The organism is Scytonema sp. PCC 10023, from assembly GCF_963920835.1.
GTDB lineage: Bacteria > Cyanobacteriota > Cyanobacteriia > Cyanobacteriales > Nostocaceae > Kalymmatonema.
The window spans coordinates 1-16,160 of the sequence record NZ_CAWUDP010000102.1 but is presented as its reverse complement, the minus strand read 5'-3'; the positions used below and the strand labels follow the sequence as shown (position 1 = coordinate 16,160).

Here is a 16,160-nt window from a genome sequence, read left to right as displayed (position 1 = left end):
ATATGAAAAGAATTGTTGCTGCTACTTTATTGACTCTCGCTGCTGCGCCTATAAGTCTTTTCACTCAAAGCGCTGAAGCTGATGATAGATATACTATTTGCTATCCTATCACCCATCAAAAGGTTTCAGAGGATGCTGCTGATCACCCTGGTGCCTATAGAGATGGCTATCGTCAAGGCACAGACAGTGCTCGTGATGGGGAGGCTTATAGACGCCGTACTGCAGGTGGTGAATTTGCCCGTGGTTATGAAGACGGTTACTACGGACGCCGTTTTTCACGTCAGCAATACGTTGTTCCTAATCGGGTTGAGTACTACACAACTCAACAATGCAGGACCCATACTAGACCTGAACGTAACAGACATAGAGATAGAGATAGAGATTAATTTCGTTCACACGACTAAAGTCTTTCCAAAAACGAACAATTCAGTAATTTAGAAAACTGAGCTTTAGTCTTGTTCAAATAAATGAACACGTTCACTACAAGTTGAGTCATCAAGGCATCGCTTTTTTAGTCAATATTGATTGAAACAGGAGAAACAGAATGATACTGCAAGATAAAGTGGCGTTAGTGACTGGTGGCACAACGGGTATTGGCAGAGCAACAGCGTTAGCGTTCGCGCAGCGTTCCGAAGGAAAGCTTAACGAAGTTATCGCGCTCGGTGCTGCCGGAGCAAAAGTCGTGTTCTCCGGTAGACGCGACGCAGAAGGTGAAAAAACCACCAAACTGATTTGCGAAACAGGCGCTGAATGCTTATACGTTCATTCAGATGCCTCGAATGAGGAAGACATCAAAGCATTAGTGCAAAACACAGTCGCAACCTATGGACGACTCGACTGTGCCTCAATAATGCAGGCGTTGAATCACCCGGAAAACCGCTACACGAGCAATCGATCAAAGAGTTTGACAACCTCATGGCGATTAACGTGCGAGGAGTATTTTTATGCATGAAATATGAGATTGAGCAAATGCTGACTCAAGGATCGGGCGCGATTGTTAATAATTCCTCAATTTTAGGGTTGATTGGTCTTCCAGGGTCATCTCCTTACGTTACGAGTAAACATGCCGTCATGGGGTTAACGCGATAGCGAAGCGCTGCTGCGTTCGCGTAGCGTCTCCGACAGGAGAAGCGCAGATCGGCAGCACTTGACTATGCCAAGCAGGGCATTCCGATTAATGCGGTGAATCCTGGCAGCATTGCGACTGAGAGTTTTGATCGTGCCTTGATGAAAATGGGCATCACGGCTGACGATCTTACCGCGATGGTACCGATGGGTCGCATTGCTCAAGCAGAAGAAGTCGCTCAAGTCGTTGTTTTTCTATGTTCTAATGCTGCCAGCTATATCACAGGGCAACCATTTGCGATTGATGGCGGATATACGGCGAACTGATCAAAACTCACAAGTTTGCTACCTGTGAGCGGAATGTAGAGCAATGTGCGCTTGAATCAGCAGATTAAACCAATTAAGGAGAATCACAGGCATGACTATCACTCGACTAAAGCGCTCTCAAAGCCTGATCAATCCAAGTTTTACACCTTCAAACTAATCTCATGAAAAAGATAATTTTGCTAGCACTGGTGGGTACGGGACTGGTAGTAACTATGCCCTTTACAGCACAGGCACTAGATTCAGAAAAAATTGGTCAGAACCTTGACCGAGAGCCGAATATGTCAATCGCTCAGTACGATCGCGATCGATATCGTGAGGATCGATATCGTGAGGATCGATATCGCGACGATCGATATCGCGATCGGCCGTTTGTGGTTTATTACCGCAGCCGTGACGATCGGAAATGGATTTTTGAGAGTATCCACTACAATCGTCGCGATGCCCGACGTGCTGCCAACCGACTGGAGCGGCGTGGTTATCGAACCCGAATTTTAGGATAGAGCCGTTTCAAACTATGAGTTGCCAACACCTAAATCCCACTTGCGGGCTGCCAACCGACTGGAGCGACGTGGTTATCTAACCTACGTTCAAGTGACAGCAAGCCAGTAGGGTGAGCACTGCCCACAAAAGCTTACTGTGAAGGGTTTTACAAAATGGTGGGCAATGCTCACCCTACTACTTAGATTTTAGAAGAAATAGGAATGATACTTCAGAATAAGGTGGCGTTAGTCACCAGTTGTCATTCTCTATCTTGGCATTGTTTTTACCCAGTATTCTGATGTCTCTAGAGATTAAATCAATGGCAGTTTTGAAACAATTTGGGATTCTATTTGTGTTGGGCATTGCAGGAATTGCGATGGTTACGATTACGTCGGTTCCATTAGTTGAGCAACAGTTGGCGAAACTGTCTCCAGAAATACTGGCAAAAGTCCCGCCACTGTGGGTTTTAATACTCCTACAAGGACTACAGCTTACAGTTCTACTGGCAATCAACATTCTGATTGGAATTGGCTGTGCCTATCGCGTTGGATTACGCTCACATTTGATTGACTACTGGGTACTTCATACCTCTAAGATTCCATATTCTGTCATTGAGATGAAATGGAGCTTGGGTGTGGGTGCAGCGACAATGATCATTCTCCTGTTGCTCGATCGGTTCATGAAACATGCTCTACCTGAAGCGCTACAGGCATCCAATAACACAGAACCGAATTGGCTGAGTTCACTTACAGCAATGCTTTATGGCGGCATCACTGAGGAAATTCTGATGCGCTGGGGCTTAATGTCGCTGCTTGTTTGGATAGCGTGGAAGGTGTTAAAACAAGGTATTACGTTGCGAAGCCAAGGAATATACCAAGGTGCGATTGTGCTAGTAGCGCTGGTATTTGGGCTTTTACACCTGCCCGCAACTGCCGCGATAGTTCCACTCACTCCGCTTGTGATTATCCGAGCGATATTACTCAATGGGATAGCTGCACGAACAATCGATCGAGGATTTTGACAAGATCATGTCGATCAATGCGCGAGGGCTATTTCTATGTATAAAATATGAGATTCAACAGATGCTGACCCAAGGCGCAGGCGCGATCGTGAACAATTCGTCAACGAATGGTCTGGTTGCGCTGCCGGGGATCTCTCCCTACGTTGCTAGCAAACATGCAGTGATGGGGCTGACGCGATAGCGAAGCGCTGCTGCGTTCGCCCTTGGCGTCTCCCCTTGGGAGAAGCGCAGATCGGCTGCCCTCGATTATGCCAAACAGGGCATTCGGATTAATGCCGTCAATCCGGGTCCGATTGCGACTGACCTGATGGCTCGTAGCGCTGACCAAATGGGCATCACGTTCGATGATCTCGGATCGATGGTTCCAATGGGTCGGATTGGTCAGGCAACGGAAATTGCTCAAGCGGTTGTGTTTCTTTGCTCTGATGCTGCCAGCTATATTACGGGACAACCCAAGCGCGATCGATGGTGGATATACAGCAGGCTAAATCGCGATCTGCCTTGGCAGATATCTTTTTGCGATCGCAGTTCCGAATAGGTGGTTTCTAAGCAATTTGCTGGAATGACCTCGAAACAGGTTCACTATCGCTGAAAGAAGCACCATCAGAATCTGAAAGAAACTGAGTGTTGGAAGTCATCACACTCAAGTAAATGCAACTGGTTTCATAGCAAGAGGTAAAAATCATGATACTTGAAAATAAGGTGGCTTTAGGACAGGTACTTTTTGCCGGAGGATCGGGCTTCGTGGGGCGCAATGCCGTCAGGTGGTTCCGCGAGAGGCACCCCAGCGTTCGAGTGCTCGTCGGAGGACGGAACCTGCAATCGGCAGGTGAAGTCGCCCAGAAGGTGGGCGTTGCCGAAGCTGTTGCCATAGATCTCGATAAGCCCCGCTTGGGTCTCGGTGATGATGTCACAGTAGCTGCTGTAGTCATGTTGGCTCCCGAAGCCGGACTCAAAGGACTGAACTACGCGCAGGACTTGGGCATCCCTTACCTGAACATCAACGCTGCCCTCACCGAAATCGGACCTGAGTTGGCGATGTTCGCGCATCGTGCGACCGCAGCACCCGTCGTGCTCGCCAGTCACTGGATGGCTGGTGCGGCTGTGTTTCTGGCACTCAACAGTGTCAAAGGCTTCGAGGTCATCCACTCCATCCGGATTGGAGCAATCCTCGACGAGAATGATCCAGCAGGTCCAGCGTCGCTCGAAGATATGGAACGGGTACACGGGGCTGCTCCCCCCGCAATGGTATTCGAGGGTGGGCGGCGCGTATGGCTGTCCGGCGACGCAGCAAAGGGCAAGATCGAATCAATTGACGGTCGCTCACTTGATGCCACCGCATTTTCCACGTTCGATATCGCTAGCCTCCATGCTGCCACTGGGGCACCGAATGTACGTTTCGACCTAGTGACTGACGAATCATCCAGTCGCCACCGGGGCAGTGAGGCAGCGACCGAGATCGTCGTCGAAATTGAGGGCGAAGCCGATGGTCGAACGCAGCGTTCGCGATCGATGCTGGAGTTCAAGCATGGCGCAGCCTCACTAACGGGTCTGAGCGTCGTTCTTTCTCTCGTGTCGGTATTGGGACTGAACGACCGCGCTCCTGCCCGACCTGGGTTTTACCTACCCGAACTGCTCTCGGATACCGAATGGTTTCTGAATGAACTTCGCAGTGCGGGAGCGACTATCTACGAAGACTCTAAGTCAACTCTACAGTTTTAAGGTGGTGGAAAAATGATTAAATGCAAAGATTTTGCGCCTCGGATCACTGAACGGGGACCCTTCGGCGGAGCTTCCGAGTATGAATCTTTCTCTGAGGTTGTGAGTGCTGTAAATCAGTGGATCGAAAGTACAACGATACAGGTGATCAATGTTGAAACTGTTGTTTTACCCGATCGGATTGAAGGCACAAGTGATGATGTCTACGGAGTGACGACCAGTAATGCTTTCCACCCAGTGATGATCAGTCAGGGTCTTGCAATCAATTGCTTTCAATGTGTGCGTGTGTGGTACAGAGAATAAGCTTCACCAGAGAAAAAATAATGAAACGATTTACCTTGTTTACTTTCCTGTACCTCGCGCTCGGAGTTTGCCTGACGGCGATCGCGCTTGGATACCCAAACCTGCCTTCGGGTCTTCAAACCAGCCTGTTCGCCAGTGCAGGAGCGTCCTACCTTGTTTGTCTCTTCAGTACCTTCCCTTTTTGGCGGGAGGCGACGCTCCGCTTCTATCGCAGACGGAATTCAGCGGTAATTCTACCCTGGTTGGGGATTGGAGTGAACATTATTGTGACGGTCTGGGAGCTTCAGAGTCAGAACTGGACAATGGAAGCCATTTTACAAGCATTTTCGCGACTATTAGTTGTCTTAGTGTTTGCAGAAATCATTGCTATTACATGGCAAGTGAATTCTGAAAATTGATGGCTAAATCGGATGATACCGAAATGAACTCGTTCTTCACCATAAGAATCTGGAAGAAATCAAGCATTGGAACTCAGTACACTTCAGATCAACACAACGCGATCGACTCTCCTTTCAAACGACTGCACGAACAATCGATTGAGTCCTTTGACCTAGTTTTACTGCGACTGAAATGAGCGATCGCACATGAAAACTTTTCAACACAGAGGGATGAATATGAAGACTTAGATTTCGATGCTGCTAATTTTAGCAAGCGTGAGCTTGTTCTGGTGCGACGATCAACGAGCGAAAGAACAATTGAATAGCACAATGAACAGTTGGATTGGTCGGGATATCAATGAGTTTGTTCGCAAATATGGTACACCCACGACAACGCTCACGTTACCCAATGGGAACACAATCTATTCCTACAACACGGATCGAGAACAGGCGTTTAAGCAGCCGATCTCTGTGAATGAGTTTCGGAACCGTCGAGGCGAGAGAAATACGGTAATTACCGGAGGCAACACGATTGTCGATCGTGATTTCTGTGAGATTAGACCTCTTGCATAAATGCGAAATCCGGCTCTCAAAGTATCAATTTAGCGTAGTAAAAATGGACTTTTGCAAGAGGTCTATTGATATCGAGTTCGATCGCTCTGGAGAAATTCAGTCCTGGCTCTATGAGGGTAATTCTCCAAAACATTGCAACATTAAAAGCCTGCCGAAAACGCTCCAGAAGCAATTACAAAAAGACGACATTCTTCCGTAGGTCAATGCCATGTTCAACACTGCAAAACCACGACGAGAAGTACTGGAATTCAACCTGTTTGGATTTCGACTCTCGTTTCAAAAGATACCAATGCGCCGCGCAACCCTTTTCGCGATCGCGCTACTCTTTACCACCCATTTCGCCTCCGCCTGCACGGAGTCTACAGCAATGTCACCTACAATCACCTATCCTGAAACCAAGCGAGTCGATGTCGTCGAGCAACATTTCGGACAGACGATCGCCGACCCCTATCGCTGGCTGGAAAACGATGTCCGCAATGACAAAGAAGTCGCCGCTTGGGTCGAATCGCAGAACAAAGTCACCAACGCTTATCTCAATACGCTGCCGGGTCGAGATATCTTCAAGAACCGACTGAAACAGTTGTACAACTATGAGCGGTTCAGCATTCCGGTCAAAAAGGGGGGGCGGTATTTTTACCTCCATAATTCCGGACTTCAGAACCAGCAGGTTCTTTATGTCCGCGACAGCGTGGATAGCGCAGGGCGCGTGCTGATCGATCCCAACAGTTGGGCAGAGGACGGGGCGACCGCACTTGCCGAGTGGTCAGCTTCTGATGATGGCAAGCGCGTGGCTTATGCGGTGCAGGATGGCGGCACAGACTGGCGCACGATTCGGGTACTGGACGTGAACACGGGCAAGGTACTCGACGATGAGGTCAAATGGGTGAGATTCACCAGCATCATCCCATGGACGAAGGACGGATCTGGCTTTTTCTACGCCCGTTACCCTGAACCGAAGCAGGGCACCGAATCGCAAGCAAGCGTAGCCAACCATGCCGTCTATTTTCATGCGATCGGCACCCCCCAGGCGCAAGATCGACTGGTCTATACAAACCCGGATCAGCCGAATATGCTGCATACCTTGAGTATCACCGAAGACGGGGGTTACGTCGCGATCGCTTCCTCGCCCATTTCAGCGACCAACACACTGACCGTGGTGGATCTCCAGAGCGCCGACTGGAAACTCCGCAAGCTGGTCGATAATCTCGATAATCAATGGGGTGTCGTCGGCAATATGGGGACGAAGTTCTTCCTCATGACTAGCCAGGACGCGCCGCGCTTCAAGGTCGTGACGATGGACATCGCCGCTGCCGACCCAGCGATCGAGGATGTGGTGCCGGAGCAGGATTCGTTTCTGAGAGATGCGTCGCTGGTCGGTGGACGGTTGCTGCTCTCCTATCTGGTTGATGTGAAGACGGAAGTTCGACGCTACACGCTCGATGGCAAGGCTAATGGTGTGGTGAAGCTGCCCGGTATCGGCACCGCTGCCGGTTTTAAGGGCAAACAGGACGACCCGGAAACCTTCTTCATCTTCACCAGCTTCAACACTCCGGGCGTAATCTATCGATACGATGTCGCCAGCAACACGGCGCGGGTGTGGGCACAACCCAAGGTGGCGATCGATCTCAGTCAGATCGCAGTCGAACAGCGTTTCTATACGTCAAAGGATGGCATCCGTGTCCCGATGTTTATCGTCCGACGCAAGGATGTGACCCGTTCGGCACCAACCCTGCTCTATGCCTATGGGGGATTTGGAATCCCCATACTTCCCGCTTTCTCGCCGGAGCGTTTGGGATGGGTCGAACAGGGCGGAGTGTACGCTGTTGCTAACATTCGCGGCGGTTCCGAATATGGCAAGGCATGGCACGAAGCGGGTCGTCGTCAGAACAAGCAGAACGTCTTCGATGATTTCATCGCAGCGGGCGAGTATCTAAAGGCGCAGGGCATCACGCCCCAAAACGGCTTGGCGATTCAGGGCGGATCGAATGGCGGACTCCTGATCGGCGCAGTGGTCAATCAGCGACCGGATCTGTTCGCTGCTGCGCTGCCCCAAGTCGGGGTCATGGACATGCTCCGCTTCGACCAGTTCACGAGCGGGAAAACATGGGTAGACGAGTTTGGGTCTCCAGCACGGGAAGCAGATTTCCGGAACCTCTTGAAATATTCGCCTTATCACAACATCCAGTCCGGCAAGGCATATCCCGCGATTCTTGCTACCACTGCCGACACAGACGATCGCGTGGTGCCAGGGCACACCTTCAAATATGTCGCCGCGCTCCAGGCAGCGGAGATTGGTGACAAGCCGCACCTTGCCCGCATTGAGACGCGGGCGGGACATGGAGCAGGCAAGCCCACCGACAAGGTCATCGAGGAAACGGCGGATATGTGGGCTTTTGCGGCTCACTGGACGGGGCTGGAGGTGAAGCCGACGAACTGATCGCGTCAAACAAATCAACATACGTCGAACTAATCGAGGAAGCGTAACGCCTCACACCACTCTATTTCCGTCAATGCGTAAATCCTAACAAACTAATTTACAGTCCGCGCTTTGGTGGGGTCATCGATGACCCCGTTAATATTTGAACCCATCAACAACTAGCTCGAAGGAGTTTATCCCCATGTCTCACATTTCTTCTAACCACAAGCGAGATCGTGGCCTACCCACGCACGGCTCAAAACTTTGCATAAGTTCTTCATTAGACCTCTCCAACAATTAACCGCGAACGAATCCGCGATCTGCCTTGACAGATATCTCTTTGGGATCGCATTCCTGAACGAGTGCTTCATGCCAAAGGTTCAGACACTTAGGGCACTTTCACGGTGACGAAGACAAAATACGCACGTTCATTTCAAAAGATAACGGATGGGCTTGATTTTCATAACATCTAAAGGAGCAATTCTATGTTAACTTTTGTCTTGGTTCACGGCTCGTGGCACGATGGCTCTGCTTGGAACGCAGTCATCCAACATCTAGAAGCGAAAGGACATCAGGCTTTTGCTCCCACGATCGCCGGACATGGTAAAGGCGTGAATAAAAACGTCAACCATGCTCAATGCACACAATCGATCATTGATTACATTGTTGATAAAGACTTAACCGATATCGTCCTACTAGGACATAGTTTCGGCGGCACAATTATTATGAAAGTTGCCGAAGCAATTAGCGATGGCTTCGCCGGCCAAAGGCAACGCATTCGACGGCTCATCTTCTTGGATGCTTTCATCGTTAACGATGGTGAAAGCCTCAACGATAACGTCCCACCGCACTATCAAGCGTTATTTAACAAGCTAGCTGAAGAATCGGACGACAATACAACCATGATGCCGTTTGAGATTTGGCGAGAAGCGTTTTTCAACGACGCTAATCTCGAACTGGTTAAATCGAGTTACGCGCAATTATCGCCTGAACCGTATCAACCGTGGATTGACAAGTTGGACTTGAAGCGGTTTTACTCGCTGTCCATTCCCAAAAGTTACATTTACTGTACGGAAGACAACTCGCTACCTCAAGGCGAGTGGGGCTGGTATCCTAGAATGACTAGTCGCTTGGGGCTATTTCGGCTCGTGCAAATGCCGGGTGGTCATGAGGTGATGTTTTCTAACCCTGTCGGTTTAGCAGAAAAGATTATTGTGGCAGGGCGCGACTAGCAGCAAAATTTCAAATCAATGCGATAGCCAAACACATTGTTGGCTCAGGACATAAGTTATTGGCATAAATCCGCATACTATCGCTTTCGAGGATGCTCTCACGATCAAAAACAATCTTTCTGGCACCAATGAATCCTTTGCCCACAAACCAACCGAACTCATCGTTGTGCTTCCTAATAACGATCTGTTGGAGCTACCCATCAATCCCAGCAACTCCTGAAGCAATTGAGTGAGTGTTGGCATCGAGGTCTGATATACGTTTGTATTAATAAACACACAAAATTTAAAATCGATCTCATTCTGTAGTTAGAAGTTAGGTAGAGGACTTAATAGTTAATTGTTAACTAGCAAGAACTACGCGATCGCATGCTTGCTGCACAAGCCATCTGCAAATGAACTCCAATTTCTGTTGTCATACCATTTCACGAAAAGTATGATACATATAATTGCAGGTGCATTACTCGCAAAAAAACAATGTGTCGAGTTCTGAAAGTAGAGATAAGAGAAACACAAGACGAACTGCAAGAGTTATTGAGACAGCAAAAAACTGGATTGGGGAAAGAACTAGGGCAAACGCATTAAAATTTCCAAAAGACCAAGAATTAGGAAGTATATAACTTTCAAATGCTGACATCTCTACAAAAGATTAGATTTTTTATTAACGAAACTTGTGATTTCTAAAAATCGAAATAATTCTTTTGAAATTTAAAATAAATAGTGAATAAAAATTAACAAAAAACGATAGTTTTGAAAAATTCTATTCAGAATTAAATAAAGAATTCATTTGATTTAAAAGTTAATAATTTCCCTAAGAACTTTTTCTAAATACTCATTGTTCCATCCAGCTTTATTCGGGGTAGATCTAACCACCTTGTCATGAGGGGCAAGATAGACTAAAACTATTGCTGGAGGATGCTTTTCTGTTATCAGTTTCTATTAAATCGTCTACACATAGTTCGCGCTCATCTACCCAAAGTCGCGCCAAAGTGGAGCGAAAGAATGAGAGTTTTAGCCATGTTTTGGCATACTACAAATGGAAGTTTTATACTACTTGCCCCTGGTAACAAGCTCCCTAGAACTACCCCGAATAGGCGAAAATAGAAGGTTCGTGTCACCAGGTGCAGCCTTGTAAAGTTTTGTAAAAATGACTGATTTTTCCGGGGTAATTGATAAGAAATACAAATGATAGCTTTGCCTAGTTTGTCTCCTTTTAGGCAATGTTTTTTAGTTTCGAGACGGAGCAATAATACTTTGAAACAAATACTTTTATGTACTCCAAGCTCCGTTTTAGGCAAAGTTTTTTACTGTCTCTGCGCTAGAAAAACTATTTGTGCAACTTATCTTTTTACGAGCGCGCTTAAATCTCGTATCAATCTCTGTAACTGTTACTGTATAAGGTTTATAGCCACAGACTGCACTGGGTGACACGAACTTTCTATTTACGCCAACTCCGGCGGGCAATTTTATCTAGCGGGAGGTGCGGCAAGAGATGGTAAAATCTTACTGTCTGAAAAATTCCGTTTTTTTAGATCGCACCTCAACTCAAGAAAGCTGCGATCGCAAAAACTGTTCAAATTCTTGAACAGCGTCGTATTGGTCGGGCATAGTAATATACTGTAGTAACAGATTGGGGTCTAAATCTGGGAAGAAGCTGCTACGGTTAACTTCCTCATATTCACCTTGTTCATTAAAATGAAATATTATGTCAGAACAGCTAAAACAAATAACTGAGAATCAGTATCAAAATGCACCAGCAAAGTATGATGACCTCAAAGCTCTTTTTTTAAACTGCACTCTTAATAGAACTCCTGTTTTATCTCATACCAAGGGCGTAATTGATATTGCTAAAAATATTTTTGAAGCCAATAGAGTTCAGACGAAGGTCATTCGACCTGTAGACTACGAAATACCAGCAGGACTTGGGTTAGATATGTCCCAAACAGATGAATGGGATAAAGACGATTGGCCCATAATTCAAAAAGAAATTGATGAAACTGATATTTTGGTTTTATGTACTTCAGTTTGGCTTGGAGAAAAAAGTTCTGTTTGTAATCGAGTTTTAGAAAGAATGTATGGTTACACTCATGTTTTAAACGAAAAAGGGCAATATCGAGATTATGGAAAAGTTGGTGCAACCCTAATCACTGGGAACGAAGATGGGATTAAACATTGCGCTATGAATATTTTATTTTCTCTTTCTCATATTGGTTATACAATTCCACCACAAGCTGATGCAGGATGGTTAGGAGAAGTTGGCCCCGGGCCTTCTTATTTAGATCCTGGTTCTGGTGGCCCTGAAAACGATTTTACCAACAGAAACACAACTTTCTTAACTTGGAATTGTATGCATTTGGCCAGAATGTTGAAAGATAATGGCGGAATTCCCGCTCACGGAAACCAGCCCAAAGTTTGGGATGCAGGTTGTAAAAGTGATTTTCAAAACCCAGAACACAAAGTATAGAGGGTTTTTAAATCAAAGTATCGTTCTCGCTATCGCTCGGTTATCTTCATTACCCCCCGCGCTATCCGCCCCCTTGGGGGGCTGCTTCAATCGTCGCTCAGGAGCGTGTAGTACACCGGCTTAGTATACAAAGACATCAGGCCAGTTCCAGGATTCCCACCCGGAGAGGGGTTGAAAATTGGATAGTCATCATATATGATGACTATTTCTTGGAAAACTCATGAGACGTAGAAGAATAACCTCTGTAGATCGAGATACGGGTGAGGTATTAGATGGTGTTGTGGTTTATTGTGGAGTTAAGCAAAATCCTTATTCAAAGGGTTGGGTCATGAACACTCAAGAAGCATTAGAACTTTTAGGGGTAGTTCTAGGGAGCTTGTTACCAGGGGCAAGTAGTATAAAACTTCCATTTGTAGTATGCCAAAACATGGCTAAAACTCTCATTCTTTCGCTCCACTTTGGCGCGACTTTGGGTAGATGAGCGCGAACTATGTGTAGACGATTTAATAGAAACTGATAACAGAAAAGCATCCTCCAGCAATAGTTTTAGTCTATCTTGCCCCTCATGACAAGGTGGCTAGATCTACCCCAGATTCGTGAAAGTGTGGTTGGTTCAGCAGATCAACAAAGCGTCCCCCAACAGGTAAACTCGCTGATCCGGCGATCTCTACTCGAAAAAATAGATGGGTTATTTTTCTTGCAGCCTGTTGTTATGGAATATGTTACGAAACGATTGATTCAACAGGTCTGCATGGATTGCTCGTTTGCATCCTGATGACAGAGAATCAGTTGTCGCAACCTACCGTGCTTACATTGCTGGAGAAATCCCCAGCTATCAAGCAGAGTATCGCCAGCGTACCCAGGATGGTCAGTGGAAATGGATTTTTTCTGTTGGCAAAATTGTTGCCTGTCACCGTCAATTGGGAGTAGCGTCACGATGAGCCAAGCCATAACCATTCGGGTTCTGATTGCAGACGATCATGCTATTTTTCGGCAAGGATTAGCCACGATTATTAACCGTGACCCAGAGATGCAGGTGATTGCCCAAGCTGAAAATGGTGAACAGGCGATCGCCGCCTTTCGGGAACACCAACCAGATGTAACGCTAATGGATCTGCGAATGCCTGAAGTGGAAGGAGTTGCCGCCATTGGTGCAATTTGTGCTACTGCTAAATCTGCTCGGATTATTGTACTGACCACATATGATAGTGATGAAGATATTTATCGGGGATTGCGGGCAGGCGCAAAAGGATACCTGTTGAAAGAAACTGAACCTGACGAGCTTCTGAATGCGATTCGCACCGTTCATCGGGGTCAGAAGTATATTCCGCCCGATGTGGGAGCAAAGTTAGTTGAACGTCTCAGCAATCCAGAACTGAGTGAAAGAGAACTAGAAGTACTCCGCTCACTGGCGCAGGGGATGAGTAATGCCGATATTGCGACTGCTTTAAGTATCGGTGAAGGCACTGTCAAATCTCATGTCAATCGGATTTTGAATAAGTTGGATGTGAGCGATCGCACTCAAGCGGTGATTGTTGCCGTTAAACGCGGCATTGTCTGCTTGTAGAACTTTCGATCGAATTTGGATTCTAACTTGAGTTAGAGCCTACCTTCTATTTTAAGAAGGAGCGGCTGCTCCATCAAATTACAGCCTAAAAATGTTAACTCACTGTAGACGACAACTAAAAGCCAATTGCTTATATTGAATTCATGTGGATTGAGCAAGTGAATCGCAAGGTTCCATGCTTGATACAGATGTAGAAAGATGATCGACGACCATAGTTCCAGTTCTTTAGTTGTGCCAGCTTCAACCCAAGATCACAGTCAAGGTGTGCTAAGTGCCGCCGTAGTATTAGTGATGTATGGGGATTATCAATGTCCTAGAAGTGCAGCCGTTTACAAGCTGATTAAAATCATTCGGCAAGAGCTTACGGTTTCTTTTGGAGAGGATTATTTATGTTTTATCTTCCGCCATTTTCCACAGATCCAGATTCATCCCCAGGCACAACGGGCAGCCCAAGTCGCCGAAGCCGCCGCCGCCCAAGGAAAGTTTTGGTTAATGAGCGATACTTTATTTGACCATCAACAAAGGTTGGAGAACGGTTATCTTGTCGAGTACGCCAATGATTTAGGGCTTGACATTCCTCAATTTCTCAAAGAGTTGTCTAAACAAGTGCATGTCGATCGCATCAACGAAGATATTGAAGGCGGAATGCAGAGTGAAGTGACGACTGCCCCAGCCCTGTTTATCAATGGAATTCGGTATACCGAGCGCTGGAACACGACGGAGTTGATGGCTGCCATGATTGCTGCAAGTCATTAAGTTCCCCGATCTTTGCTCTCAATTCATATCTGACTTGTCTGTAAGTGCTATAAGCTATCAAATTTTGATAGCTAGATTTTGCCTGTTTCGCTGAACAAAACTGCCGCTTTTTGAACCATGCCAAAAATTACCATGCCAACAACTGAATTCTTTCGTATTGATTTAGTCAATTACAAATCAGTATTTCATTGAGGATAATTCTATGCCGCATTTATTAGTACAAGGCAAGAATAATTCTGGGCATGAAGGTACACCTCAGACTGGTTCTCTTCGCGACTCCTCAGTTAATCATGCCCTGATTGCGATCGCGCAAGAAGTCACTGAGTTGCTAAGACAAGTTTACCCGATACAAACTGACGAAATTGAAACAGGAGAAACAGAATGATACTGCAAGATAAAGTGGCGTTAGTTACAGGCGGCACATCGGGAATCGGTAGAGCAACGGCGTTAGCGTTCGCGCAGCGTTCCGAAGGAAAGCTTAACGAAGTTATCGCATTTGGTGCTGCTGGAGCAAAAGTCGTGTTCTCCGGTAGACGCGACGCAGAAGGTGAAAAAACCGCCCAACTGATTCGCGAAACAGGCGCTGAATGCTTATACGTCCATTGAAACAAGTTCACTAACATCACAAGAATCTGGAAGCAGTCAAGCATTGGAACTCAAGACACTTTAGATAGATAGAACCAGGAGTATTTAATCATGGTCAAAGAGCAAACTGTAGACGGACAAGCAAATTTACAAGCAACTACCAATTTGACACCAGCCCAGGAGTCTTTGCAAGCACTTTGGGAAGAGCATTTACAGTACGAGTTTGGCACTCACAGTACTGAAGATGCCCTCGCTACGATGGTTGAAGATGCTTACGTTAACCACATCCCGGTAATGACTGGGGGAGTCGGGAAACCAGCACTGCGCGAGTTTTATTCCAAATACCTCATTCCACAGATCCCGCCAGACCTCGAGCTAGTTTCGATTTCGCGCACGATCGGAACGGATCAACTCGTCGATGAAATGGTGTCTACGTTCACTCATACGATCCAGATGGACTGGATGCTACCTGGCGTTGCTCCAACCGGAAAACGGGTGGAAGTGCCAGTAGTTGCGGTTATTCGGTTTCGTGACGGCAAACTAGCCCACGAACACATCTACTGGGATCAGGCAAGTGTATTGGTTCAAGTCGGCTTGCTCGATCCGGGTACACTTCCCGTTGTGGGCGTTGACAGTGCGCGCAAGGTACTTGATCCGAGCTTGCCCTCAAACGCACTGATCGAGCGCGACTAAGTGTAGGAGCTAGCAAACATCAATACCCAAACCCGCCATCCCGCCCAGCTACTCCCGAAGCGATCGAGCGAATTTTGGCAGTAGCACCCAAGTACGGCATCGAATTCATCGTGTGAATTAGAGCAATGCTCAAACCCGGCTCCTACAACCAGAATCATTACTCATCCTGGTTATAGAACGAGGCACTTCTTGTTGCTGGCTCCTACACGTATTGCTGCCCATTGAGTTTTTGACGCAAGTAACATAATCATTCACAACAAGAGGTAACTATCATGATGCTTAAAGACAAGGTTGCTTTAGTGACGGGAGGGACATCGGGCATTGGTAGAGCAACCGCGATCGCTTATGCCAAACAACAAGCAAAGGTGGTGGTAGTTGGTCGTCGAATTGATGAAGGTGAAGAAACTGTTCGATTGATTAAGAAAGCTGGCGGAGAGGCTATTTTTGTGCAAGCAGATGTCACGAAAGAAGCCAATGTTAAAGCAATGGTTGATAAAGCGGTTGACGTTTTTGGTCGGTTGGATATTGCAATTACAGCAATTTTCAGGTAATTGAACCACAAATTACGGTAATCTGGGTCTAGAG

Annotated in this window: 21 protein-coding genes and 3 pseudogenes; 23 read left to right on the top strand and 1 reads right to left on the bottom strand. The window is 46.8% G+C overall.

Going from position 1 to position 16,160, the window contains the following annotated elements:
* Positions 1 to 2 precede the first annotated feature (2 nt).
* The 22 genes and pseudogenes from ACM0OZ_RS38965 (at position 3) to ACM0OZ_RS38860 (ending at position 15,575) form a co-directional block, all read left to right on the top strand.
* A complete protein-coding gene (locus tag ACM0OZ_RS38965) occupies positions 3 to 386 on the top strand; it encodes a hypothetical protein (RefSeq protein ID WP_414588212.1) in 384 nt (127 codons plus the stop codon).
* Between the two features lie 158 nt (positions 387 to 544).
* The gene (locus tag ACM0OZ_RS38960; RefSeq protein WP_414588211.1) at positions 545 to 952 is read left to right on the top strand and encodes an SDR family NAD(P)-dependent oxidoreductase; all 408 of its coding nucleotides are present in this window, start codon (positions 545 to 547) and stop codon (positions 950 to 952) included.
* Positions 838 to 1,392 (top strand): annotated as a pseudogene (locus ACM0OZ_RS38955) (SDR family oxidoreductase). Before ACM0OZ_RS38960 ends, ACM0OZ_RS38955 begins: the two are co-directional and overlap by 115 nt.
* Before the next feature lie 161 nt (positions 1,393 to 1,553).
* Entirely contained in the window at positions 1,554 to 1,892 is a 339-nt protein-coding gene (locus tag ACM0OZ_RS38950) for a hypothetical protein (RefSeq protein WP_414588210.1), read from the top strand.
* Positions 1,893 to 2,191: 299 nt separating this feature from the next.
* The gene (locus ACM0OZ_RS38945; protein WP_414588208.1) at positions 2,192 to 2,893 is read left to right on the top strand and encodes a type II CAAX prenyl endopeptidase Rce1 family protein; all 702 of its coding nucleotides are present in this window, start codon (positions 2,192 to 2,194) and stop codon (positions 2,891 to 2,893) included.
* A gap of 7 nt (positions 2,894 to 2,900) precedes the next feature.
* Positions 2,901 to 3,431 (top strand): annotated as a pseudogene (locus ACM0OZ_RS38940) (SDR family oxidoreductase).
* 146 nt (positions 3,432 to 3,577) lie between these two features.
* Positions 3,578 to 4,615, top strand: coding sequence for a hypothetical protein (locus ACM0OZ_RS38935; RefSeq protein ID WP_414588206.1), 1,038 nt, complete (start codon positions 3,578 to 3,580; stop codon positions 4,613 to 4,615).
* 12 nt (positions 4,616 to 4,627) lie between these two features.
* The gene (locus tag ACM0OZ_RS38930) at positions 4,628 to 4,915 is read left to right on the top strand and encodes a hypothetical protein (protein WP_414588205.1); all 288 of its coding nucleotides are present in this window, start codon (positions 4,628 to 4,630) and stop codon (positions 4,913 to 4,915) included.
* A gap of 20 nt (positions 4,916 to 4,935) precedes the next feature.
* Positions 4,936 to 5,313, top strand: coding sequence for a hypothetical protein (locus ACM0OZ_RS38925; protein ID WP_414588204.1), 378 nt, complete (start codon positions 4,936 to 4,938; stop codon positions 5,311 to 5,313).
* Positions 5,313 to 5,489, top strand: a complete 177-nt coding sequence (locus ACM0OZ_RS38920) for a hypothetical protein (protein WP_414588203.1) — start codon at positions 5,313 to 5,315, stop codon at positions 5,487 to 5,489. Before ACM0OZ_RS38925 ends, ACM0OZ_RS38920 begins: the two co-directional genes overlap by 1 nt.
* A gap of 133 nt (positions 5,490 to 5,622) precedes the next feature.
* The gene (locus ACM0OZ_RS38915) at positions 5,623 to 5,865 is read left to right on the top strand and encodes a hypothetical protein (RefSeq protein WP_414588202.1); all 243 of its coding nucleotides are present in this window, start codon (positions 5,623 to 5,625) and stop codon (positions 5,863 to 5,865) included.
* Between the two features lie 208 nt (positions 5,866 to 6,073).
* Entirely contained in the window at positions 6,074 to 8,302 is a 2,229-nt protein-coding gene (locus ACM0OZ_RS38910) for a prolyl oligopeptidase family serine peptidase (RefSeq protein WP_414588201.1), read from the top strand.
* A 464-nt stretch (positions 8,303 to 8,766) separates the two neighbouring features.
* Positions 8,767 to 9,513, top strand: a complete 747-nt coding sequence (locus ACM0OZ_RS38905; RefSeq protein ID WP_414588200.1) for an alpha/beta fold hydrolase — start codon at positions 8,767 to 8,769, stop codon at positions 9,511 to 9,513.
* 1,702 nt (positions 9,514 to 11,215) lie between these two features.
* Positions 11,216 to 11,974 carry a flavodoxin family protein gene (locus ACM0OZ_RS38900; protein WP_414588198.1) on the top strand — a complete coding sequence of 253 codons (759 nt, stop codon included), beginning with the start codon at positions 11,216 to 11,218 and terminating at the stop codon, positions 11,972 to 11,974.
* A gap of 220 nt (positions 11,975 to 12,194) precedes the next feature.
* A complete protein-coding gene (locus ACM0OZ_RS38895) occupies positions 12,195 to 12,455 on the top strand; it encodes a hypothetical protein (RefSeq protein ID WP_414588196.1) in 261 nt (86 codons plus the stop codon).
* Positions 12,456 to 12,539: 84 nt separating this feature from the next.
* On the top strand, positions 12,540 to 12,749 hold the full coding sequence (locus ACM0OZ_RS38890) for a hypothetical protein (protein WP_414588195.1): 210 nt from the start codon (positions 12,540 to 12,542) through the stop codon (positions 12,747 to 12,749).
* A complete protein-coding gene (locus ACM0OZ_RS38885; RefSeq protein ID WP_414588194.1) occupies positions 12,739 to 12,915 on the top strand; it encodes a PAS domain-containing protein in 177 nt (58 codons plus the stop codon). The genes ACM0OZ_RS38890 and ACM0OZ_RS38885 overlap by 11 nt, the downstream gene beginning before the upstream one ends.
* Positions 12,912 to 13,541, top strand: a complete 630-nt coding sequence (locus tag ACM0OZ_RS38880) for a response regulator (RefSeq protein WP_414588193.1) — start codon at positions 12,912 to 12,914, stop codon at positions 13,539 to 13,541. The genes ACM0OZ_RS38885 and ACM0OZ_RS38880 overlap by 4 nt, the downstream gene beginning before the upstream one ends.
* Before the next feature lie 198 nt (positions 13,542 to 13,739).
* A complete protein-coding gene (locus tag ACM0OZ_RS38875) occupies positions 13,740 to 14,297 on the top strand; it encodes a DsbA family protein (RefSeq protein WP_414588192.1) in 558 nt (185 codons plus the stop codon).
* A 202-nt stretch (positions 14,298 to 14,499) separates the two neighbouring features.
* Positions 14,500 to 14,682, top strand: a complete 183-nt coding sequence (locus tag ACM0OZ_RS38870) for a hypothetical protein (RefSeq protein WP_414588191.1) — start codon at positions 14,500 to 14,502, stop codon at positions 14,680 to 14,682.
* A pseudogene (locus ACM0OZ_RS38865) lies at positions 14,679 to 14,897 on the top strand (oxidoreductase); the annotation flags it as partial. The gene ACM0OZ_RS38870 and the pseudogene ACM0OZ_RS38865, both read left to right, overlap by 4 nt.
* Before the next feature lie 96 nt (positions 14,898 to 14,993).
* Positions 14,994 to 15,575, top strand: a complete 582-nt coding sequence (locus ACM0OZ_RS38860; RefSeq protein ID WP_414588190.1) for an ester cyclase — start codon at positions 14,994 to 14,996, stop codon at positions 15,573 to 15,575.
* Here the strand turns inward: ACM0OZ_RS38860 and ACM0OZ_RS38855 are convergent.
* The gene (locus ACM0OZ_RS38855) at positions 15,572 to 15,733 is read right to left on the bottom strand and encodes a hypothetical protein (protein WP_414588189.1); all 162 of its coding nucleotides are present in this window, start codon (positions 15,731 to 15,733) and stop codon (positions 15,572 to 15,574) included. The genes ACM0OZ_RS38860 and ACM0OZ_RS38855 overlap by 4 nt on opposite strands.
* 114 nt (positions 15,734 to 15,847) lie before the next feature.
* Between ACM0OZ_RS38855 and ACM0OZ_RS38850 the strand changes: the two genes are divergently transcribed.
* The gene (locus tag ACM0OZ_RS38850; protein ID WP_414588188.1) at positions 15,848 to 16,126 is read left to right on the top strand and encodes an SDR family NAD(P)-dependent oxidoreductase; all 279 of its coding nucleotides are present in this window, start codon (positions 15,848 to 15,850) and stop codon (positions 16,124 to 16,126) included.
* The last annotated feature ends 34 nt before the right edge of the window (positions 16,127 to 16,160 follow it).

Bases quoted from the DNA above. Each gene is read 5' to 3' on its own strand.
- ACM0OZ_RS38965 (WP_414588212.1), top strand. From the start codon at position 3: ATGAAAAGAATTGTTGCTGCTACTTTATTGACTCTCGCTGCTGCGCCT.
- ACM0OZ_RS38960 (WP_414588211.1), top strand. From the start codon at position 545: ATGATACTGCAAGATAAAGTGGCGTTAGTGACTGGTGGCACAACGGGT.
- ACM0OZ_RS38950 (WP_414588210.1), top strand. From the start codon at position 1,554: ATGAAAAAGATAATTTTGCTAGCACTGGTGGGTACGGGACTGGTAGTA.
- ACM0OZ_RS38945 (WP_414588208.1), top strand. From the start codon at position 2,192: ATGGCAGTTTTGAAACAATTTGGGATTCTATTTGTGTTGGGCATTGCA.
- ACM0OZ_RS38935 (WP_414588206.1), top strand. From the start codon at position 3,578: ATGATACTTGAAAATAAGGTGGCTTTAGGACAGGTACTTTTTGCCGGA.
- ACM0OZ_RS38930 (WP_414588205.1), top strand. From the start codon at position 4,628: ATGATTAAATGCAAAGATTTTGCGCCTCGGATCACTGAACGGGGACCC.
- ACM0OZ_RS38925 (WP_414588204.1), top strand. From the start codon at position 4,936: ATGAAACGATTTACCTTGTTTACTTTCCTGTACCTCGCGCTCGGAGTT.
- ACM0OZ_RS38920 (WP_414588203.1), top strand. From the start codon at position 5,313: ATGGCTAAATCGGATGATACCGAAATGAACTCGTTCTTCACCATAAGA.
- ACM0OZ_RS38915 (WP_414588202.1), top strand. From the start codon at position 5,623: ATGAACAGTTGGATTGGTCGGGATATCAATGAGTTTGTTCGCAAATAT.
- ACM0OZ_RS38910 (WP_414588201.1), top strand. From the start codon at position 6,074: ATGTTCAACACTGCAAAACCACGACGAGAAGTACTGGAATTCAACCTG.
- ACM0OZ_RS38905 (WP_414588200.1), top strand. From the start codon at position 8,767: ATGTTAACTTTTGTCTTGGTTCACGGCTCGTGGCACGATGGCTCTGCT.
- ACM0OZ_RS38900 (WP_414588198.1), top strand. From the start codon at position 11,216: ATGTCAGAACAGCTAAAACAAATAACTGAGAATCAGTATCAAAATGCA.
- ACM0OZ_RS38895 (WP_414588196.1), top strand. From the start codon at position 12,195: ATGAGACGTAGAAGAATAACCTCTGTAGATCGAGATACGGGTGAGGTA.
- ACM0OZ_RS38890 (WP_414588195.1), top strand. From the start codon at position 12,540: ATGACAAGGTGGCTAGATCTACCCCAGATTCGTGAAAGTGTGGTTGGT.
- ACM0OZ_RS38880 (WP_414588193.1), top strand. From the start codon at position 12,912: ATGAGCCAAGCCATAACCATTCGGGTTCTGATTGCAGACGATCATGCT.
- ACM0OZ_RS38875 (WP_414588192.1), top strand. From the start codon at position 13,740: ATGATCGACGACCATAGTTCCAGTTCTTTAGTTGTGCCAGCTTCAACC.
- ACM0OZ_RS38870 (WP_414588191.1), top strand. From the start codon at position 14,500: ATGCCGCATTTATTAGTACAAGGCAAGAATAATTCTGGGCATGAAGGT.
- ACM0OZ_RS38860 (WP_414588190.1), top strand. From the start codon at position 14,994: ATGGTCAAAGAGCAAACTGTAGACGGACAAGCAAATTTACAAGCAACT.
- ACM0OZ_RS38855 (WP_414588189.1), bottom strand. From the start codon at position 15,733: ATGATTCTGGTTGTAGGAGCCGGGTTTGAGCATTGCTCTAATTCACAC.
- ACM0OZ_RS38850 (WP_414588188.1), top strand. From the start codon at position 15,848: ATGATGCTTAAAGACAAGGTTGCTTTAGTGACGGGAGGGACATCGGGC.